Raw genomic sequence first — 21,276 nt, 5'->3', positions numbered from 1 at the left:
TCGGAACGCACAACCCCCACCTGATAACTGGCTACAGTGAGAACATGACACGCGCGAACCGCACCGATGTCGCGCGCAGGGCCGGCGTCAGCACGACGGTTGTCAGCTACGTGATCAACGACGGTCCTCGCCCGGTCGCCCCCGACACCAGAGCGCGCGTCCTCGCCGCGATGGAAGAGCTGAACTACCGCCCGAATGCATCGGCTCGTGCGCTCAAGCTCGCACGGACGAATGTGCTCGGTTTGTTGATGACCGACATCACGAACCCCTACTTCTCGGAGTTCGCGCGCTACTTCCAGGACCACGCGTTCGCTCACGGACGCGGGCTCATGATCGCGAACACCGGCCAGGACGGCGTGAAGGAGCTCCCTGAACTGAACAACATGCTGGCGCGCGAGGTCGACGGCATCGCCATCTACGGCGTCGTCCGCCCCGAAACGCTGGACACGATCGTCGCCGCGGGGATCAAGGTCGTCTCGATGGACTGGCATCTCGAGCGCCCGGACGTGCCCTCCGTCGGAATCGACGACTACGGCGCGACAAGGCAGGCGATCGAGCACCTGCTGTGGCACGGACACGAGGAGGTCGGTCTCATCGGAGGCGCCGGTGACCTCACGTTGCGGCCGAAGGCTTGGCTCGATGTGATGGGCCCCCGCGTCAGTACGCGAAGGCTCGAGGAGTTGCGTGTCGATGCGGAGTTCACGAGAGAGGGCGGCCACACCGCCGCACTCGAACTCCTGAGCCGGCAGAATCCTCCCCGAGCCATCTTCGTGTCCTCGGATGTTCAGGCATTCGGGGCTTTGAGAGCGATTCAGCGTTCGGGCCTTCGCGTCCCTGAGGACGTCGCAGTGATCTCGCTGGATGGAACGAACGCATCGGCGTACACCGTGCCGTCGCTCACCGCGATCCAGGTGCCGCTCGAACTCATCGCGCGGTACTGCATCGAGAAGCTCACGACGAACGACGTGCAGGTGGCGCACATCACGGTGCCCCATACGCTCACCATCCGGGAGAGCTGCGGTTGTTCCGTCTGAGCGCGCCGTAGACAGGCCTAGTCGACAGGGGCGGAGTCGACGGCCGTCCAACTGACAGCGGTGACGGCTTCCGTGCGCACAACCGTGGCGAGAGCGTCCTCGATGGCGCGGTCGTCGCGCTCGTCGCTGTGGACGGAGGCGGTGATGAGGACAGACCCGTCGGCTTCGTCGGTGGCCGCGATGGATCGCACGGTGAGACCGGGCTGATGGATCGCCTCGAACACGAGCGCGCGCACGACCGGCTCCGCGGAGACGGGGCAGCGCACCTCGAATCTGTAGTCGACCTCAGCGGTCTCCGCACCGACGCTGCGCGTTCGCCGATCGAGGATGCGCCCCAGCGGTCGCAGGAGTGTATTGGCGAGCATGATGAGCAGTGTCCCGCCGGCGGCGACCACGTAGAGGCCGCCGCCGGCGAGAGCTCCCACGGCTGCAGACGCCCACAGGGTCGCCGCAGTGTTGAGCCCGGAGATCGATGCGCCCTGCTTCATGATGACCCCGGCACCGAGGAAACCGATGCCGGACACGATCTGCGCGGCGACCCGGGTCGGATCGGCGTCAGGACCGTGGAAGCTGTATGCGCCCATCACCACGAACAGCGCCGCACCGAGACTGACCAGAGCGTTGGTGCGAACTCCGGCGGTCCGGGCCCGCCACTGGCGTTCCAGGCCGATGAGAGCCCCGCAGCCCACGGCGAGCAGCACTCGGATGGCGATGTCGTAGGTGATGGTCATGGTGTGCTCCGATTCAGATCCAGGTGCCGTACGTGCGAACGAACACGTTCTTGAGCAGTTGCGTGAGCGCGCAGTACGCCGCGAGGGTGGCGATCAGCCAGGGGAAGTAGTCCCACGGCAGGGAGACGAGCCCCAACTGGTGTCCCCATCCGGAGAACGGCAGCACCAGGCCGAACACGCAGACGGTGCCCGTGGCCAGCAACACCGGCAGGCTCGCGGTGGACTGCAGGAACGGCACCTTCTTCGTCCGCAGCATGTGGACGATGAGGGTCTGGGAGATGATCGACTCGATGAACCAGCCCGACTGGAACAGCGCGGCGTGGGCGGGGCTGTTGGCCTGGAAGACGAACCACATCACGGCGTAGGTGGTGAGGTCGAACACCGAGGAGATCGGGCCGATGCGGATCATGAACCGCGACAGGCTGCTCGAATCCCAGGACCGTGGCTTCTCGAGGTCCTCCTTGTCGACGCGGTCCCAGGGGAGCGTCAGCATCGACAGGTCGTAGGCGAGGTTCTGCACCAGCACGACCAGCGGGATCATCGGGATGAACGGCAGCAGCGCGCTGGCCACCAGGACCGAGAACATGTTGCCGAAGTTCGACGACGCCGTCATCTTGATGTACTTCATGGTGTTCACGAATGTGCGCCGTCCCTCGATCACTCCTTCTTCCAGCACCCTCAGGTCCTTTTCGAGCAGGATGATGTCCGCCGACTCTTTGGCGATGTCCACCGCGGTATCCACCGAGATGCCCACATCGGCGGCGCGCAGAGCGGCGGTGTCGTTGATCCCGTCGCCGAGGTAGCCGACCGTGTGCCCGTGGAGGCGCATCGCCTCCACGATCCGTGCCTTCTGCGCCGGCGCGACCTTCGCGAACACCGTCGTCTCCTCCGCCAGCGCTCCCAGCTCGTGCAACGTGAGCGCATCCGTCTCCGCGCCCAGCACGATCGTGCCTGCCTCGACGCCGACCTTCTCGCACACCGATGCCGCGATCACCGCGTTGTCGCCGGTGATCACCTTGACCGTCATGCCGTGCGTCCGCAGGCTCGCGATCGCGGGACCTGCGGTCGCCTTGGGCGGATCCAGGAATGCGAGGAATCCCAGCAGCGTCAGCTCCGTCTCGTCCTCGCGGGTGTACTCGATGCGCTCGCGGTCGACGAATTCCCTCGTCGCGACCGCGAGGACGCGCAGCCCCTGCTCGTTCTGGTCGGCGACGAGCTGGTCGATCTCCGCCAGCCGCCCAGCCGAGAGTGGACGGTCCCCGGCGGCGGTCCGCTCGGCTGTGCACGTGGCGAGCACTTCCTCGGCAGCGCCCTTGGCGATCAGCAGGTGGGTGTCCCCCCGATCCACGACCACCGACATCCGCCGTCGCTCGAAGTCGAACGGCAGCTCATCGACGAGTCTCCACTCGCGACGGATCCGGTCGAGTTCGTCAGGCGCCGCTGCCGCGAGCACGGCTTCATCGAGCAGATTGCGAAGTCCGGTCTGGAACAGCGAGTTCGCGGCAGCGTGGTCCAGCGTCGTGTCGCTGGACACCCCGGTCGTGTCGACGTGCCGCTCCAGGACGATACGGTCCTCGGTCAGCGTGCCGGTCTTGTCGGTGGCGAGGACGTCGATCGCTCCGAGGTTCTGAATGGAGTTGAGCCGCTTGACGATCACCTTCCTCTTGGCCATGAACTGCGCTCCCTTTGCCAGGTTGGCCGTGACGATGAGGGGCAGCATCTCCGGGGTGAGCCCGACCGCTGTCGTCACTCCGAACAGCAGAGCGGTCGTCCAATCCTTCGTGAGTCCGTTGATCACGAAGACGACGGGAACCATGACCAGCATGAACCGGATCAGAGTCACCGTGACCTTGCGGATGCCCGTGTCGAACGCGGTCTCGGGTCGAGAACCGACGATCGCCGACGACAGGCTCCCGAAGGAGGTCGCGCGTCCGGTGCCGATCGCGACCCCGGTGCCCGATCCGGAAACGACCGAGGTGCCCATGAACCCGAGGTTCGGAGCCTCCATCAGCGTCGCCTCCGTCACGTCGGCGGCGGCGGCGGACTTCTCGGCGGTCAGGGCCTCGCCCGTGAGCATCGACTGGTTCACCTGCAGGTCCTTGGCGCGCACGATGCGCACGTCCGCGGGGATCATGTCGCCGGCGGCCAGCTGGATGATGTCGCCACGCACCACGTCCTCGACAGGGATCTCCGAGGTGATCGGGACTCCATGTGAGGCCCGGGTGACCGCCGTCGTGGTCCGCACCATCGCCTTCAGCTGCTCGGCTGCACGGGAGGACCGGTACTCCTGCCAGAAGCGCAGACCAGCGCTGACGAGCACCATGACGCTCACCGTGATGACGCCCGTGAAGTCGGCGCCGTCGGCCGGGTCGGCGAAGACGATGTCGGTGAACACCATCACGACGACCAGGAACAGGAGGATGAGGATGAACGGGTTGGTGAACGTCGACAGCAGCTGGATGATGGCCGGCGCGGGCTTGCCGTGGTCGACCGTGTTGGCGCCATAGCGGGCGCGCCGGCTGCGGACCTCGTCAGCGTTCAGTCCGTTCGGATCCGTCGTGAATGACGCGATCGTCGCCTCGACGGGCAGCCGGGCGGAGTCCACCAGCACACGCTGCTGGCTCGTCGGGATCGAGCCGCGCCGTAGCTCTTCGCGGCGGTGCGTATCGAGCGTCAGAGTGTCGCCGCCCTGGGTGCGGTTCATGGGGGAAATGGGGGGACGGAAGTAAGGCCGCATGGGAGTATCTCCTCGGAAAATGAGCGCGCCAGAGCATCGGCTCGCCCGGGGGCGGAGGCGCGCGGAAAAGGGTGATGCCCGTGGAGACGACGAGGACGTAGCGTGTCAGAAGGACCGCAGAGGTGCCGGCCCACGAGCGCAGAATGATCGACTATCGCCATCGCTCATCGGGTCACCTCCTTCGCGGTCGGCAGTCCAGCGCAGACGCAGGAGTGTGAGGCTGGCAGCCCCAACGGGAGTCACTTCCACGTAAGAGTTTCGGCACTGCACGACGTATCCCGCCGGAGCGGGAAGCCACTTGGGATCACCCCTTAAGCCGGGGAAACCTGTCCTGATCTTGGGCGTCTCTCGACGTCGTCAGATCAGTGGCCTGTGTTCGTGCAGGAGCCTCACCTAACGAAGCACTGCGGAGGAGAGCGTATCAGTTCGAGCTCGGATCGACAATGTCTGCGCGTAACAGATGACCTGTCCGCGCGATCCGAGACCGCGCCGGTGCGCTATCCGTCGGTCGATGTCGGGTGACCCGGGGTGGAGTTCTCCGCGCGCTGGGTCGAGGCGCGGGTGTGGCGCAGCAGCGGCAGCTCGACGGAGGTGCCGGGCTCCACCTCGCCCTCGAGCAGATCGATGAGCAGCCGCACGCAGGCGGCGCCCGCGTCGCCTCCGCGGGCATCGACTGAGGTGATCGGCGGCTGCAACGCCTCGTTGGCCTGACTGTCGACACAGGATGCGAGCAGGAAGTCCACTCCGATCCTCCGGCCCGAGGCCGTGATGGCCGGCGCGACCGTGGCGGCGACGCCGTCGCCCGCCGCGACGAGGGCATCGGTGGCAGGGTGGTCGCGGAGGAGCTCCGTGGCGGTGCGCCGCAGGTCTTCAGGTGCCGCGCCGAACGGCGAGTCGACGATCACCGGTGTGATGGACCGCTCCCTGCACCAGCCGATGTAGGCGTCGCGGATGTTGAGCGACCACTCCGAGACGGTCGTCGACGCGATCAGCGCCGGAGCCTGTGCCCCCTCCGCGGCGAGATGGTCGAGCAGCTCGATCGCCTGCGCCGCGTGATCCGACCACACCACGCCCGACGGCTGACGGCCGCCGGGGAAGTGCTCGGACGACACCGTCATCAGCCCTGTGGCCATGAGCCGGTCGAGAGTCGTGTCGCTCTCGACCGGGTCGATCAGGACGAGGCCGTCGACGTGCGGCACGTGCGACGCCCGTTCACGGTTCCCCGCCACGATGAGCGTCACGTCGTAGTCGCGCTGGGCGGCCGCGTTGACCGCGCCGTACACGAACGAGAGATAGTGCTCGCTGCGCACCAGCACCTGGGGGATGTAGAGCCCGATCGCACCCGTCGTGGCGGTCCGCAGCGAACGCGCGGACCGGTTGATCGAATACCCGAGCTCGGCGGCGGCGGCGATCACGACCTGCCGTGTCTCCTCGGAGACCCGCCCGCCGCCGCGGAGAGCGTCGGACACGGTCGTCTTCGACACACCGGCCGCCTTCGCCACATCCACAATCGTCGCCGATGCCACGCGCCCCTCCCGAGTCTTCGCCATTGTCTCAGAAACCTTCCCTCTCAGAAGATCTGCCATCCCTCGCGCGTCACCTGGCAGGGTCCGCCCGCGTGGAACTGCAGCTGTCCACGCTCGACATCGATGCCGATCGTGAGCAGCGTCTCCCACCGGTGCTCGAACGTGAGCGTCGGATCGGGGTGGCAGCACACGGCGGCGCCGTCGGCCTCATGCACGAGCATCGCCTGCGCCCTCGCCACCGGATCCGCGGTGCGGAGCCGCGCGCTGCGGTCGCGCAGATGCGTGAGACGCGGGAAGGTGCTCGACTTCGCCGGCACCAGCTCGCCCTCGGCGAGCACGCCGTCGAGGAAGTGGTTGGTGTGCACGAGCAGGCCGTCCTCGTCGGGCTCGACGACGGCTGCACCGCTCGGGCTCAGCTCGATCGACACCGCGCGCCCGCCCTCCGCATCGCCGGCGACCACGGTCAGCACCGTCGATGCGCTCACGGGGGCGGAGCGGGCGATGCGGATCGCGTCGTCGACGTCCTCGGCGCCGTCGAGCACCGCCCTGGCCACCGCGTGCACGGGGACGCCGATCCCCTTGCCGTCGTCGTCGTGATTGAGGATGTTGAAGTGCGAGCCGAGGCCGGCGTCGTTCACACCGACCTTGCCGAGGATGCCGAACTCGGTGAAGTAGCGCACCTCCCGGTCGGCGCGGACGCGGGCTCGCACCACGAGCTGATCCTCGTTGGACACGTCGTGCCAATCCCAGGTCTGCATCGTCCAGGGGGCACGCCCCTCGTCGAGCGTCACGACCGTGGAGCACTCCCCCTCGCCGATCGCGCCGACGGTCGCGAGGATCTCGGTGCGGGCGTTGAGCACCCCGATCTCCCACGGCTCCACGCCGGCGCCTTCGGCCAGACCACGTGCCTCCGCGCCGAGGGCGGGCGACCAGCGCTCGATGTTCTCGAGCGCGGTGAGGCCGATGCGGGGCAGGTCGTCGGCGGTCACTCCGACCACCGTGAAGAGCTCGCGGTAGCTGCGCAGGTTCCAGGCGATCCCGTCCGCACTGAAGCGTCCGATCGCCACACCGCGTGCGAAGGGATCGACCTCATCGGTCTCGAAGCGGCGAATCGCCATGGGGTGTTCCTCTCAGGTCGTGGGGGATGCGCGTGCCGACCGGCACGGCGGAAGGGATGGTGGTCGGCGGGGTCACGTCGCCGCGCGCAGGACGGCGTCCCACGCGACCTCGGAGGCGATGGTGCCCAGCGCGATCGAGTTGACGGCCTGCTCGCCCAGGCGCGTGCTGCCGGCCGGCGGCAGCGTCACCTCGTCGGTGGTCAGCGCGAACAGGGTGTCGCCGTCATGGTTCGTGTGGAACGGCTGGATCGCGCGATGCATCGACGAGTGCACCTGTCGTGCGAACAGGCGCAGCTCCTTGTCGTCGAGCGCGACGTTGGTGACGACGGCCGTGATGGTCGTGTTCCCCGGCGATGTCGTCGGGGTGGTTCCGGTCGCGAGCGCCTGCTCGTAGTCGACGAAGGGGTGCCGGCGCTCCCCGGTCGCCGCGTCGTAGTTGCCGCGGACCACGGCGCCGGTCCGGTCGACGATCACTCCGACCGGATTGACGATCGTGACGACGAGGATCCTGATCGCGCCGATCTGCCGGAACGCGACTCCCTGCCCCGAGAACTCCGTGCGGGACGGATCGATCTTCCCCGTGGAGGCGGAGACCCCCGCTCCCACCCGCCCCACGGCGACGGTGTCGGTGCGTGCGGCGCGCAGCGCGGCCTTGCCGAGTGCGGCATCGGGCATGATCCCGGTCGGTCGGGCGGCGAGGTCGTAGATGACCGCACCGGAGGCCGAGCGCAGCGCCTGCCAGCCGACCCGTCCCTCCGCACGGGACAGGAGCTCCTCGTCGACGCCGGTCGCTGCCGCGAGACCGTAAGACGAACCGCCCGCGAAGCAGATCGCGTCGTTCACCTCCTCGTAGCGCCCGATGATCCCGATGGCACCACCGCGGGCGTCCACCGAGGTGCGCAGGCCGCGGTCGAAGGCCAGGACGGTCGCCCCGGTCGGTCCCTCGGCGTACTCCGCCGTGCCGATCGAGACGCCGGGGAAGTCGAACGCGACCTGTCCCCGCCCGACGCCGTGCGTCGGCACGAGCTCGACGTCGTCGTTGCCGATGCGGTCGCCGGCGACCGGGAGGGGGACGAGGCGGTGGAGGGCGTCGGGATCGGCGAGTGCCGGATCGATGAAGGTCATGCTGTCTCCTCGGAGGGGATCGGTCGGTGGGACTGCCGGGTCACCGGGCGGCGCACAGGACCGCGTCCCATGCGAGTTCGGAGGCGAAGGCGCCGAGGGCGAGCGAGTCGACGGGACTCGACCCTGCCGGCGCTCCGGGGGCGAGGTCGACCTCGTCGGTGGTCAGCGCGAAGAGCGTGTCGCCGTCGAGCGCCGTGTGGAACGGCTGGATCGCCCGATTCATGGACGAGTGCACCTGACGGCTGAAATGGATGAGCTCGTGCTCGGTGAGCTTCACATTGGTGACGACGGTCGTGATGGTCGTGTTGCCGCGCTGCGCCTCCGGCCGCTCGCCGTCGACGGACTGGGCCTTCTCGATCGCGGCGAGATAGTCGGGTTCGAGGCGCCCGCGGGTGCCGTCCTCCGTGCGGTAGTTGCCGCGGACGACATCGCCCGCCCTGTCGACGATGACGCCGACCGGGTTCGGCACGGTGACCACGAGCACGCGCACATCGCCGATGCGTCCGAACGCCGCGCCCTGACCCGTGATCTCGGTGCGGGCGTAGTCGATCTTGCCGGCCGATGCCGAGGAGCCGGCGCCGACGCGTCCGACCGGGACCCGGCCGTGCGCGGCATCTCGGACGGCAGCGCGTCCGAGCGCCGCATCGGGGATGATGGCGGTCGTCCGCGCCGAGAAGTCGTAGATGACCGCGCTCGACACGAGGGCCAGGTCGTCGACGCCGCCACGGTTGCCGCCGCGGGCGCGCAGCTCGTCGGCCACTCCCGACCCCGCCGACAGCCCGTACACGGACCCGCCGGCGAGGCAGAGCGCGTGCGCGAAGTACTCGTAGCCGGAGCTCATGCCGATCGCGCCGCCGCGGGCGTCGATCGCCATGCGCGCACCGCCCGGAACGTGCACGACCGTGCATCCGGTCGGCCCTTCCGGGTAGGTGGCGACGCCGACCTCGATACCGGGGAAGTCGTACTCGACGACGTCGCCCGTGGTTCCGGGGACGGGAGTGAGCGCGACGTCGCCGTTGAGCGTGCGAGGACCCCAGTCGGGGATGCCGGCCAGCCGGGGAGCGGGGGTGACGGATGAGGGGGTCATAGTGCCTCCAGGAGTTGGCGGGAGTATTCGTGGGCCGGTTCGGCGTAGAAGCGTTCGGTCTCGGCGAGTTCGACGATCTCCCCGAGCCGCATCACGGCGATGCGGTGCGCGATGTAGCGCACGGCGGCCAGGTCGTGGGAGATGAACAGGGCGGCGAACCCGTGCTCGTCCTGCAGATCGCGCAGCAGGTTGAGGATCTGGGTCTGCACCGAGACGTCGAGCGCACTGACCGCCTCGTCGAACACGATGAACGGGGGATGCGTGATGAGGGCGCGGGCGATCGCGACGCGCTGACGCTGCCCACCGGACAGCTCGTGCGGGTAGCGGTCGGCCAGCGACACGTCGAGCCGGACGTCGCGCAGCATGCTCTCGACCGCATCGCGGTGGGATCCTAGGCTGCCGCCCTGCAGCGCCGCGAGCGGCTCCGCGATCGACGCCACCACCGGAAGCCGCGGATCGAGCGACCACAGCGGATTCTGGGGGACCAGTTGCCGACGTCCGCGTGCCGACTTCGGCGTGCCCAGCGGCTCGCCTTCGAACAGGACGCGCCCGCTCGTGGGCTTCTGCAGCGCGAGCGCGACCCGGCCGGTGGTCGACTTGCCGGACCCCGATTCGCCGACCAGCCCGAGCGTCTCGCCGCTCTGGATGTCGAACGACACGTCGCGCATCGCCTCGACCCGGCGACGGGAGGAACCCCATCCGCTCGTGAACGTGCAGGACACGGCATCCAAGGACATGACCGCGCTCATCAGCGTGCTCCCTTCCTGGCCTGGGCGATGACGCCCGTCTCGATCCGCTCCCCTGGCCGTGCGCTCGCCGGATCGGCGCTCGCGAGGGCGATCGTGTAGGGATGCGTGGGGTTCTCCAGCACGGTCGCGGCCGGACCCTCCTCGACCACCGCGCCGGCGAACATGACGGCGACGCGTTCGCACCAGCGTCCGACGGAGCGCAGATCGTGGCTGAGCCAGACGACGGTCGTCCCCTGCTCGTCGGCGATCTCGAACAGGAGGCTGGTGACCTCGTGGCGGACACTCGAGTCGAGCGCAGCGGTCGGCTCGTCCGCGACGAGCACGCGGGGGCTGCGCGCCAGCGTCATCGCGATGACGACGCGCTGGGCCATTCCGCCGGAGATCTGATGCGGGAACAGGCGGAGCACGCCGCGGGGGTCGCGGATGCGGACCCGATCGAGCAGCTCGGCGGCGTCGGCGTCCGTGCGCACGATCCCCGGCAGCGCCAGACGCAGCTGCCGGCCGATGCGCATCGTCGGATCGAGCGAGGACACCGGGTCCTGCGGGATCATCCCGACGACGTCGCGGCGCAGCGTGCGCACCGCGTCCACATCCATCGACAGCACGTCCTGACCGTTCACCCGGACGCTGCCCGAGGTGACCGACCCGTTCGAGGGGAGCAGGCGGGGGATGAGTGCCGCCACCGTCGACTTGCCGGAGCCGGACTCGCCGACCAGACCCAGGCGCCGGCCGGGGGCGACCGAGAGCGTCGCGTGGTCGAGGGCGCGCACCAGCCCGCCGTCGCGGCGGACGTACTCGACGACGACATCGTCGATCTCGATCGCGTTGCGCACGGCAGGCGATGGTGGCTGCAGGTCGGAGGTCATTCGAGGTTCCTCGTCTCGCGGGGTTCGAAGAGGTCGCGCAGGCTGTCGCCGAGGATGGTGATCGCGAGGATCGCGATCACCAGGACGATGCCGGGCGCCAGCAGGAGGATGGGCGAGGTGACCATGTAGATCGCCCCCTCGCGGATGAGGAGCCCGAGCGAGGACGCCGGAAGCTGCACGCCGTAGCCGAGGAAGCTCAGCCCGCCCTCCACCAGGATCGCGACGGACAGCGCGTACGTGCCCTGCACGGCGATCGTGCCGGAGACGTTGCGCAGCACGTGCCGCACGAGGATCCGCGGGGTGCTGACACCGGCGATGATGCCGGCCGTGATGAAGTCGCGCCCGGCGACGGACCGCGCCTCCTGCCCGACCATCCGCGTCATGAGCGGCACCGTGACCAGCACGATCGCGGCGACGGCCGTGGTCACACCGGGACCCACGGCGGTCGCGACGAGGATCGCCAGCACGATGGCGGGGAACGCGTAGAGGATGTCGCCGATGCGCATGATGATGCCGCCGGTCAGACCGCCGTGGTACCCGGCGATCATGCCCGCCGTCGCGGAGACCACCGCCGTGATCGCGACCGCGAGCACGGAGAGCGCGAGGGTCGTCGCGACGCCTTGGAACAGGCGGGGCAGGAGCGAGCGGCCGAGGGAATCGGTTCCCAGCGGCCAGCCCGGAGCGGGCGGGGCGAGCCGGGGGCCGACGATCGTCGAGGAGTCGCCGCCGATGTGCAGGAAGGTGCCGGCGACGCCGACCAGCAGGACGCCGATCAGCACCCCGAGCGCGATGCGGCCGAGCACGTCGATGCCGCGGAACGTCGTGGACAGGCGCCGGGCGCGCACCCCGATCAGGCCGGTGGCGGGGGGAGTGGGGGTGTTCATGCGAGGCCTCTCTTCCGGCCGGGCGTGACGCGAGGATCCACGAGAGCGGTGACCACGTCGATCAGGAGACTGCACAGGACGAAGATGACGGTCGCGAGCAGCACGCCCGTCTGGACGACGGCGATGTCACGACGACCGAGCCCCTGCACGAGGTAGGAGCCGAGTCCCGGCACCGAGAACACGCTCTCGACCAGGACGGCCCCACCCAGCAGGTAGGCGAAGATCGTCGCCGTGAAGGTGAAGACCGGGATGAGGGCGTTGCGCAGCACATGGTGTCGCACGATGAACGTCGGACGCTCGCCACGGGCGACGGCGGCGAGGATGTGCGGCTCCACCAGCACGCCCATGACCGCGTCCCGCGTGGTCCTGGCCGTCGCAGCGACGCAGAACACCGAGAGCACGAACGCGGGGAGCAGCAGCGAGACGAGCGCTCCGCCGAAGTCGTCCCGCGGCGACACGAAGCCGGTGACGCTGAGGCCGAGGTCGAACCGCGAGAAGAGGTAGACCACGAGCGACCCCAGCACGATCTCGGGGATGCTGATGCCGATGCTGCCGAGCAGACGTCCCGTGATCGCCGATCGGCCTCGGGCGGGCCGGGTGCCGGCGTAGATGCCGAGCGGGATGCCGACGGCCAGGGTGATGATCATCGCCATGACGGCCAGCAGCACCGTGGTGGGGGCGCGCAGCGCGAACTCGTCCAGCACCGGCGCTTGGCTCGCGACCGAGATGCCGAAGTCGCCGTGCAGTGCCGAGGTCATCCACGCCCAGTACTGCTCGGGCAGGCTGCGATCGAGACGGAAGGTCTCCCTGACCGCATCCTTGGCCGCTTCGGAGGCGAGCGGGCCGAGCAGCAGCTGGGCGAAGTCGCCGGGGAGACTGCGGACCGCGACGAAGATCAGGATCGACGCGCCCACGACGACGGCGAGGGCCGTCATCAGCCTCCCCGGCAGCATTCGCAGAATACGCATGGACTACTGCGCCTCGCGGAGTCGGAAGTCGGAGACGAAGCGCAGCACGTTGCCGTAGCCCTCGTTCGTCGCGATGGTCGGGCTCAACGAGTCGGAGCGGAAGGCCACCTGCCCAGGGCGGTTCACGAGCGGCACCATCTGCGCGTTCTCGTCGACCGCCGCGCACAGGTCGGTGAACACCGCGGCGCGCTCGTCACCCAGCGGGGTCTCCGCGGCCTTCGTGATGAGGGTGTTGATCTCGGGTGTCGGGGCCATGAACCGCGCCGTGAAGCCGGCGGTGTCGGTGTTCCACCAGTTCGTCACGAGCGACGCGTCGCCGTAGCCCGCGAACCAGCTGATGCTGAGGTCGGTGTCGGCCGGGACGGCGGCGTCGCCGTACAGAGCCTCGGACCAGATGCCGTCGTCGAGGATCTGCACGTCGAGGTCGATGTCGAACGCGGCGAGCTGCTGCTGGATCACCTGGGCGATCGCGCCCGGTCCTGCCTCGCTGTTCCAGGTCTTGAGCGTGAGGCTCAGGTCCTTCGCGCCGGCGTCGCTCAGCAGGGCGCGGATCTCGTCGTCGCTGATGGTGGCGGAGGGCAGGTCGGCCGGGTCGCAGGCATCGGGGAGGGCGAACGGCGTGACGCCGGTGGGCTTGGCGTTTCCGGCGAGGGCGACGTCGGAGATCTGCTGCCGGTCGATGATCGCGTTGACGGCGAACCGCACGCGCTCGTCCGCGAGCGGGGAGTCCGGGTCGGCGCCGTTGAGCACCAGGTAGAAGAAGTCGGTGTTCTGCTGGTTGACCACGGTGGCGGATGCGGTCTGCGCGAGCAGCGACGCGGCATCCGGGTTGTTGAACACCACGTAGTCGGCGCTGCCGTCGCGGATCGCCGCCAATCGCGCCGCTTCGTCGGGTACGACCTGCAGGGCGATGGTGTCGGGGGAGTACTCGGGGCCGCTGTAGTGCGGGTTCCGCTCGAACGCCCACGACTGGTCCTGCACGTGCGAGGTGGGCATGTAGGGGCCGCTGCCGACGACGTCCGTCTTGAGGTCGACCTCTCCCGAGTCGATCTCGGCGATCGGCAGGATCGACGTCGCGGCGTGGGCCAGCAGACCGAACAACGGGGAGTAGGGCTTCGTGAGGTGGAGGGTGACCTCGCGCTCGCCCGTCGCCTCGACCGAGGAGATGACGGATGCCTGCGCCGACCACGCGCCGCCGGCGCCCTTGAGTCGTTCGAAGCTGCCGGCCACGTCGGCGGGGGTGACGGCGCGGCCGTTCGAGAACGTGGCCCCCTCGCGCAGCGTGAACACGTACTCGGTGGGGCTCACCTCCTCCCACTTCTCGGCGAGGCCGGGGGTGGGAGCGAAGTTCTCGTCGAGCCCGACGAGCGTCTCGTAGGAGAGCCCGAGGATCATCCACGAGCGGGCGGTGTCCGCCAGCTGCGGGTCGAGGCCGGCGGCTTCGACGCTGTCGTAGTCGACGGCGACGGTCAGCGCACCGCCGGTCGGGAGCGCGGTGTCGGCGGAGGCGAGGAAGCCAGGCTTCGCTTCGGGGGCGGTGCCAGTGTCGGGGGTGGCAGCGGCGGAGCAGCCTGCCAGAACCAGGGCGGTCGTGAGGGCGAAACCGATCGCGGGGATCTTCGTGCGCATTGTCGGAATCCTTCGAGGGTCGATGGTGCGGGAGTGGTGCGGGAGGGTGCCACAGTCGTGCGCGGATCGAGTCGGCGACTCTGCCGGATCGTTCCGGCGCTCTTGCAAGCTAGCCTCCGCCGACCGCGTCGTCAAGAGACGATTTTGGAAGTTCCCGGATTGAAACACTCCCGTAATCTCAACGATCGGATCGTTCCGGCATGCTTGACGCCTCGCCCAGCCGCTCGCTACAGTGCGAGCAGGCCGGATCGTTCCGGCACGTGAGCCGCCTCCCGGCGCGACTCATACGATGAGAGCAATCGCCGCCGACGAAGGGGTATCCGTGAACGCGAACCGCGTCGTCGTCGACAGCATCGTCCGTTACCCGGTGAAGGGGCTCGCGGGCGTGCCGACCGTCGACCCGGTGCGCCTCGAGCTCGGCCGCGGCCTGCGCTGGGATCGATCCTTCGCCATCGCCCGCGAGGCCTCGATCCCCGACGATGCCGGATGGCGACCGCGCGAGGACTTCTTCCATCTCGCCAGGCACGAGCACATCGCGAGGATCGCCGTCGATCTCGCCGACGCCGAGACCGGCGCACCGATACTCACGGTCACCACCCCGGACGGGGCGGTGGCGTCCGGCAGGCTCGGCGATCAGCGTACCGGCGCGGCGTCCGCCGCGTCCGAGATCGACGACCTCCTCCGCCGCACACTCGCCGACGAGCGCTCGACGCCCCGGTTGATCGCCTCCACCGCCGCAGGGCTGTGGGACTGGCCGCGCGCGCACCTCTCGATCATCAACCTGGCGACGCTTGAGGAGCTCGGACGGGAAGCCGGAGAGCCCGTCGACCCGCGTCGCGTCAGGGGAAACCTCTACCTCTCCGGCCTCGAGCCCTTCGAGGAGTTCGATCTCGTCGGACGCCGGATCCGCGTCGGCGACGTCGAGCTCGAGGTGTTCCAGCCGACCGATCGCTGCCGCGCCACCACGATCCGCCCGGTCGACGGGGTTTCCGACCTCAACGTCCCCGCGCTCCTCGGATCCCGTTACGGACACATGTTCTGCGGCGTGTACGCCCGCGTCGTCAGCCCGGGCTCGCTGCGTGCGGGCGATGTCGTCGTCGACACCGGCCGCCCGGCCGACCCCGCGCCCGCGGGTGAACCGGGGTGGCCGCGCACCGCGCACGTGGTGGAGCGGCGGGAGGAGTCCGACGATGTCGTGAGCTTCTGGCTGGCGGACCCGCTGCACCTCCTGGACGCATCGGCACCCGGCGCGCACGTGCGGCTGCACCTCGCCGGCGGCCCCACCCCGAACTGGCGCTCGTACACGATCTCGGCGGTGGAACCCGGGCGGTTCCGCATCAGCGTCAAGCGGGACGGTCGTGTCTCCTCGCTGCTGCATGACGCCTATCCGGTCGGCACCGAGATCGTCGTGACAGGACCGCACGGCACCGCGGCCGCAGACGACGGGTCGCGCGATCTGCTGCTCGTCAGCGCCGGCATCGGCATCACGCCGACCACCGCCCTGCTGCGGTCGCGAGCGGCGCAGGCGAAGACCGGGCGCGTGCGCGTCGTGCACACCGAGCGCTCCGCCGCCTCGCTGCCGCTGTGGTCCGAGGCATGTCAGGCGGTCGCGGCACTCGCGGACGGCACAGCGACGCTGCATGTCACCCGCGATGCCCCGCCCGCCGCCCCGGCCGGCTTCACCACTGTCGCCGGCCGGCCGGACAGCGCCGCCCTCGGGTCCGCGATCGCCGACCTCGACCTCGACTCCGCCGACGCTTTCGTGTGCGGCCCCGGCGTTTTCGCGTCCGGTGTGCGCGACATGCTCGTCGACCTCGGCTTCGCCGCCGAGCGCATCCGCATCGACGCGTTCTACTCGCCCATCGCCCCCGACTGGGGTCCTCCGCGAAGCCCCCGCGCGGAGGACCCCTTGCCCATCGCGTCCGCCGCCGGCTCCTTCGTCTGGGAGCCGACGGACGGCACCCTCTTGAACGCGGCGGAGCAGGCCGGTCTCGACTGGCCGAGCGAGTGCCGCGTCGGTGTCTGCGGTACGTGTGCGCGCGCCGTCACCCAGGGCGAGTTCGAGTACCTCAACGATCCTCTCTTCGACCCCGGTCCCGGCCGACTGCTCGTGTGCAGCGCCGCCCCGCTGACCCCGCTGCACCTCGACGGTGCACGCATCGAATCCCCCCTCGATCCCACTGGAGCATCATGACCACCGAACGGTCGACCACCTCGCACCCGACACCGCTCATCCCGGAAGCCCCGCCTCAGCTGACGGAGGCGGATGCCGCCCTGATCGCCCGCGAGCACTTCGGCGTCGCGGGGACGGCGCGCAGCCTCGGCAGTCACGAGGACCGCAACTTCCTCGTCGACACGGGCGCCGAGCGCCTGCTGCTCAAGATCGCCAACCCGGCCACCTCGATCGGGGAGGTCTCGGCGCAGTCGGCGGCGGCCGCGCATCTCGCGCAGCACGCGCCCGGCGTGCGCGCCCCGCAGACGCGTCCGACCGTCGACGGTGCGACGGTCGCCCTGGTGGCGCATGCCGGCACCGTGCTGCACGTGCGGCTGCTGGACTTCCTCGACGGCGGGACCCTCTCCGGAGGCGGCCACCTCAGCGCATCGGTCGTCGATGCGCTCGGAGCGCTGGCAGCGCGTGTCGACGTCGCGCTCGCCGACTTCGACGAGCCGGGAACCGCGCGCCCGCACCAGTGGGATCTGCGGCAGTCCCGGTCGGTGCTTCCCGAGCTGTTCGGTCATCTCGACGACGGCGTGCTCCTGGCCCGCCTCGAGACCATCGCCGAGCGCGCCTGGGCCGCGCTCGCTCCGCTGGAGGAGGCGCTCCCCGTGCAGGCCGTGCACGGGGACCTCACCGACGACAACGTCGTCTGGAGCGACCCCGTGGTGCGCATCCCGGACGGCGTGATCGATCTGGGCGACCTCAACCGCACGTGGTCCGTCGCCGGACTGGCGATCACGCTCTCCTCTCTCCTCCATCACGACGGCGTCGACCTGCCGGGCGCTCTCCGCGCCCTGCGCGCCTATCACCGGGTGCGGCCGCTCAGCCTCGATGAGGCGAGCGCGCTGTGGCCGCTCGTGATCCTGCGCGGCGTGCAGCTCGTGGCGAGTGGGCACCACGTCGTGTCCCGCGAGCCGGACAACGCCTACGCCGTCGAGAATCTGCGCCACGAGGAGGCCATCCTCGCCGCGGCGACGTCGGTGCCGCTGGCCGTGGCGACGCGCCTGGTGCACCGCGCCCTCGGGCTCCCGTCCGCCGTCGCCACGCTGCCTCCGTCCGGTCCGCTGCTGCCGGGGGTGGCCGCGGATGCCGCCGTCGTGCTCGACCTCTCCCCGGCGAGTGCCGACTTCGAGGACGGCTCCTGGCTCGACCCCGCGACCGAGGCCTGGATCGCGCGGGCGGCACTCGTCTCGGAGGCGAGTGCGGCGATCACCCGGTTCGGCGAGGCCCGCCTCACCCGGGCGTCGCGGTACGCCGAAGACGCGCCGGCCACCGTGGCGACCGGCATCGACATCGCACTGAACCGCACAGCCGAGCTCATCGCGCCCTGGACCGGTCGCCTCTCCCGCACCGACCACGGACTCGTGCTGCGCGGCGACGGCGACGCCGAGGGGGTGCGGCTGGAGCTGATCGGCGCGTCCGTCGACGGCGGCCCGCTCGCGGACGCCGCCGCGGACGATGAGCGCCCCGTCACCCGGGGAGACGTGCTCGGAACCACCACGCTCCACCTCACGGTCCGCACCGTGCGAGTCGGCGGCGCCCTCGCCGACGTGGACGCACCGGTGCCCGCGTTCGTCGAGGCGGCGATGGCCGATGCCTGGCTCGCCGTGATCGCCGATCCGTCCGCACTCCTGCCGGGGCACCCCGCCGCCGCCGAGCGCGACGACTCCGCCGCATTGCTCGCGCGCCGCGACCGCGTGTTCGCCGAGGTGCAGGAGCACTACTACGACGCGCCCCCGATCATCGCCCGCGGGTGGAAGCAGTATCTGATCGACACCGACGGTCGCGTCTACCTCGACATGGTCAACAACGTCACCGCGCTCGGGCACGCCCACCCGCGGATCGCCGACGCCGCGAGCCGACAACTGCGCACGCTGAACACGAACTCGCGGTTCCACTATCCCGCGGTCGTCGAGTACGCGGAGCGCCTCGCGGAGCTGACTCCCGCGCCGCTCGACACGGTCTTCCTCGTGAACAGCGGGTCGGAGGCGGTCGACCTCGCGCTGCGCCTCGCCAGAGCGGCGACCGGACGGCGTGACGTGCTCGCCGTCCGGGAGTCCTACCACGGCTGGACCGACCTCGCCGATGCGGTGTCGACCTCGATCGCCGACAACCCCGCCGCCCTGGCGACCCGCCCGGACTGGGTGCACACGGTCGATGCGCCGAACACCTACCGCGGAGTCCACCGCGACGCGGCGGCCTCGCGCTACGCATCGGAGGCGGTCGCCGAGATCGAGCGGCTCGCGGCAGAGGGCCGTGCGCCGGGGGCGTTCGTCGCCGAGACGTTCTTCGGCAACGCGGGCGGCGTCGCCCTGCCGGACGGCTACCTCGCCGCCGTCTACGGCGCGATCCGCGCACACGGTGGCCTCGTCGTCGCCGACGAGGTGCAGGTCGGCTTCGGACGCCTGGGGGAGTGGTTCTGGGGCTTCGAGCAGCAGGGCGTGGTGCCCGACATCGTCGCGGTCGCGAAGGCCATCGGCAACGGGCATCCGCTCGGCGCCGTCATCACGACCAGGGAGATCGCGGCGGCGTATCGACGTGAAGGATACTTCTTCGCGTCGACCGGCGGCAGCCCGGTCTCGAGCGTCATCGGATCGACCGTGCTGGACGTGATCCGCGACGAGGGACTCCAGGAGAACGCGCGTGCGGTCGGAGCGTATCTGCGCGAGCAGGTGCTCGGCCTGGGACACCCTCTGGTCGGTGCCGTCCACGGCTCCGGTCTCTACCTCGGCATCGAGCTGGTCCGCGACCGCGAGACCCGGGAGCCGGCCACGCAGGAGACCGCGGCCGTCTGCGAGCGGATGCGCGGACTGGGTGTGATCGTGCAGCCGACGGGTGACCACCAGAACGTGCTGAAGATCAAGCCGCCGATGTGCCTCGGTCGCGACGATGTGGATGCGTTCGTCCGTGCGTTCGCGCGCGCACTGGAGGTCGGCGCCTAGACGCGAAGGCGGTTCTCCGCGCGCACACATCCGATTACGCTCGGTCTCCGAACAAGGGGTGACGCACCTCCACCGGTGAACGAGGAGACGGACATGGCGCAGCGCGGCAGCGGGAGACGGTTCATCGTGTGGGCTGCGCTGGCGGGGGTGATCGCCGGGGCGGTCTTCCTCGCGACCGCGGAGCTGTTCGCGCTGCTGTTCGCACGGGCCGCGAGTCCGATCCTCGCGGTCGGCGGCTTCGTCATCGACATCGTGCCGCAGCCGTTCAAGGAGTTCGCGATCGCCACGTTCGGCGAGTACGACAAGGTCGCGCTGCTGGCGGGGCTCGGTCTCGCCGTCGTGATCGCGTCGGCGGTCGGCGGCATCCTCCAGCTCGTGCGCCCACCGCTCGGCGTGGTGGCGCTGGCCGTCGCCGGCGTGCTCTCGACCGCGGCGATCGTGACCCGCGCGGCCGTGACACCCCTCGCGTTCCTCCCGCCGCTGCTGGGAACCGTCGCCGGCTCGGTGATCCTCGTGCTGCTCTCCCGCCACCTGCGCGCCTGGCGCACATCGGCGGCTCCGGCATCCGTCGATGAGACCGCGCAGGGCGGCTTCGACCGCCGCCGCTTCTTCGTGCTCGCGGGTCTGGCCGGTGTCGCGGCCATCGCGGTCGGCATCACCGCGCGAACGGTCAGCATGGCCATCGCCTCGGTCGAGTCGATCCGCAGCGCCCTCCGGCTCCCGTCGCCGCGCACGACGGTGACGGTGCCCTCCGGTGCCGAGCTCGACATCCCGGGGCTGAGTCCGTTGTACACGCCCAACGCCGACTTCTACCGCGTGGACACCGCGCTGACGGTGCCGACCATCGACCCGTCGACGTGGCGCCTGGTGATCGACGGCATGGTCGACCAGCGTGTCGAGATGAGCTTCCAGGATCTCCTCGACATGGGGCTGGACGAGTACTCGATCACGCTGACCTGCGTCTCGAACGAGGTCGGCGGCGAGCTGGTCGGCAGCGCGAGGTGGCTCGGTGTGCCGGTGCGCGACGTGCTGAGGAAGGCCGGAGTGACGTCGGATGCCGACATGGTGCTGTCGCGCAGCATCGACGGCTACACGGCGAGCACCCCGCTGGCGGCGCTGACCGACGAGAACCTCGACGCGATCCTCGCGGTGGCGATGAACGGCGAGCCGCTGCCGCTCGTGCACGGTTTCCCCGTGCGCATGGTCGTGCCCGGTCTGTATGGCTACGTGTCGGCGACCAAGTGGCTCACGCAGCTCACGGTGACGACATTCGCGGCCGATGAGGCCTACTGGACGCCGCGCGGCTACAGCGCCCAGGCGCCGATCAAGTTCTCCTCCCGGGTCGACACCCCCAAGGTCGGCGAGGCCGTCGATGCGGGCAGGATCCCGATCGCCGGTGTGGCCTGGGCGCAGTCCGTCGGCATCGAGCGCGTGGAGGTGAGCATCGACGACGGCGACTGGGTTCCGGCGACGCTCTCGGCTCCCGTCAACGACGACACCTGGGTGCAGTGGTTCATGGAGTGGGATGCGACGCCGGGAACCCACTACGTCGCGGTCCGCGCGGTCAACAGGAACGGCGACCTGCAGATCGAGGAGCGCGCGCCCATCGCCCCGGACGGATCCTCCGGATGGCAGCGTTCGCTGGTCCGGGTCACCTGACCG

General features: G+C 70.0%; 15 protein-coding genes and 1 riboswitch. Of the genes, 4 read left to right on the top strand and 11 right to left on the bottom strand.

Translation table 11 applies throughout. The features are described 5' to 3' along the window. The first annotated feature begins 44 nt into the window (after positions 1-44). Positions 45-1,034 (top strand): LacI family DNA-binding transcriptional regulator, encoded by a 990-nt coding sequence (locus AC07VM_RS01915; RefSeq protein ID WP_494909799.1) that lies wholly within the window; start codon positions 45-47, stop codon positions 1,032-1,034. A gap of 17 nt (positions 1,035-1,051) precedes the next feature. Here AC07VM_RS01915 and AC07VM_RS01910 read toward each other — a convergent pair whose 3' ends face one another. The 11 genes from AC07VM_RS01910 to AC07VM_RS01860 all read right to left on the bottom strand — a co-directional run bounded on the left by AC07VM_RS01910 (position 1,052) and on the right by AC07VM_RS01860 (position 14,454). Continuing rightward, the gene (locus AC07VM_RS01910) at positions 1,052-1,765 is read right to left on the bottom strand and encodes an MgtC/SapB family protein (protein ID WP_494909798.1); all 714 of its coding nucleotides are present in this window, start codon (positions 1,763-1,765) and stop codon (positions 1,052-1,054) included. 13 nt (positions 1,766-1,778) lie between these two features. Beyond that, the gene (gene mgtA, locus AC07VM_RS01905; protein WP_494909797.1) at positions 1,779-4,469 is read right to left on the bottom strand and encodes a magnesium-translocating P-type ATPase; all 2,691 of its coding nucleotides are present in this window, start codon (positions 4,467-4,469) and stop codon (positions 1,779-1,781) included. 269 nt (positions 4,470-4,738) lie between these two features. Further along, a riboswitch (M-box (ykoK) riboswitch) is annotated at positions 4,739-4,910 on the bottom strand. 89 nt (positions 4,911-4,999) lie between these two features. Further along, positions 5,000-6,052 (bottom strand): LacI family DNA-binding transcriptional regulator, encoded by a 1,053-nt coding sequence (locus AC07VM_RS01900; protein ID WP_494909796.1) that lies wholly within the window; start codon positions 6,050-6,052, stop codon positions 5,000-5,002. 20 nt (positions 6,053-6,072) lie between these two features. Beyond that, the gene (locus AC07VM_RS01895; RefSeq protein ID WP_494909795.1) at positions 6,073-7,146 is read right to left on the bottom strand and encodes a C45 family autoproteolytic acyltransferase/hydrolase; all 1,074 of its coding nucleotides are present in this window, start codon (positions 7,144-7,146) and stop codon (positions 6,073-6,075) included. 72 nt (positions 7,147-7,218) lie between these two features. Further along, positions 7,219-8,271 (bottom strand): P1 family peptidase, encoded by a 1,053-nt coding sequence (locus AC07VM_RS01890; RefSeq protein WP_494909794.1) that lies wholly within the window; start codon positions 8,269-8,271, stop codon positions 7,219-7,221. A 40-nt stretch (positions 8,272-8,311) separates the two neighbouring features. Beyond that, the gene (locus tag AC07VM_RS01885) at positions 8,312-9,358 is read right to left on the bottom strand and encodes a P1 family peptidase (RefSeq protein ID WP_494909793.1); all 1,047 of its coding nucleotides are present in this window, start codon (positions 9,356-9,358) and stop codon (positions 8,312-8,314) included. Next, positions 9,355-10,107 (bottom strand): ATP-binding cassette domain-containing protein, encoded by a 753-nt coding sequence (locus AC07VM_RS01880; protein WP_494909792.1) that lies wholly within the window; start codon positions 10,105-10,107, stop codon positions 9,355-9,357. Before AC07VM_RS01880 ends, AC07VM_RS01885 begins: the two co-directional genes overlap by 4 nt. Beyond that, positions 10,107-10,973 (bottom strand): ABC transporter ATP-binding protein, encoded by an 867-nt coding sequence (locus AC07VM_RS01875; RefSeq protein WP_494909791.1) that lies wholly within the window; start codon positions 10,971-10,973, stop codon positions 10,107-10,109. The genes AC07VM_RS01880 and AC07VM_RS01875 overlap by 1 nt, the downstream gene beginning before the upstream one ends. Further along, on the bottom strand, positions 10,970-11,857 hold the full coding sequence (locus tag AC07VM_RS01870) for an ABC transporter permease (RefSeq protein WP_494909790.1): 888 nt from the start codon (positions 11,855-11,857) through the stop codon (positions 10,970-10,972). The genes AC07VM_RS01875 and AC07VM_RS01870 overlap by 4 nt, the downstream gene beginning before the upstream one ends. Then, positions 11,854-12,825 (bottom strand): ABC transporter permease, encoded by a 972-nt coding sequence (locus tag AC07VM_RS01865; protein ID WP_494909789.1) that lies wholly within the window; start codon positions 12,823-12,825, stop codon positions 11,854-11,856. The genes AC07VM_RS01870 and AC07VM_RS01865 overlap by 4 nt, the downstream gene beginning before the upstream one ends. 3 nt (positions 12,826-12,828) lie before the next feature. Then, positions 12,829-14,454: an ABC transporter substrate-binding protein gene (locus AC07VM_RS01860; protein WP_494909788.1), complete on the bottom strand. Its 1,626-nt coding sequence runs from the start codon at positions 14,452-14,454 to the stop codon at positions 12,829-12,831. 322 nt (positions 14,455-14,776) lie between these two features. Between AC07VM_RS01860 and AC07VM_RS01855 the strand changes: the two genes are divergently transcribed. From AC07VM_RS01855 to AC07VM_RS01845, 3 genes are all read left to right on the top strand, one after another. Then, positions 14,777-16,648, top strand: coding sequence for an MOSC domain-containing protein (locus AC07VM_RS01855; RefSeq protein ID WP_494909786.1), 1,872 nt, complete (start codon positions 14,777-14,779; stop codon positions 16,646-16,648). Beyond that, a complete protein-coding gene (locus AC07VM_RS01850) occupies positions 16,645-19,614 on the top strand; it encodes an aminotransferase (RefSeq protein ID WP_494909784.1) in 2,970 nt (989 codons plus the stop codon). The genes AC07VM_RS01855 and AC07VM_RS01850 overlap by 4 nt, the downstream gene beginning before the upstream one ends. Before the next feature lie 93 nt (positions 19,615-19,707). Further along, entirely contained in the window at positions 19,708-21,273 is a 1,566-nt protein-coding gene (locus AC07VM_RS01845) for a molybdopterin-dependent oxidoreductase (RefSeq protein WP_494909783.1), read from the top strand. Positions 21,274-21,276: the final 3 nt, after the last annotated feature.

Source organism: Microbacterium sp. GW821-FHT01D02 (assembly GCF_059422585.1).
This window is presented reverse-complemented; position numbering and strand designations above follow the sequence as displayed.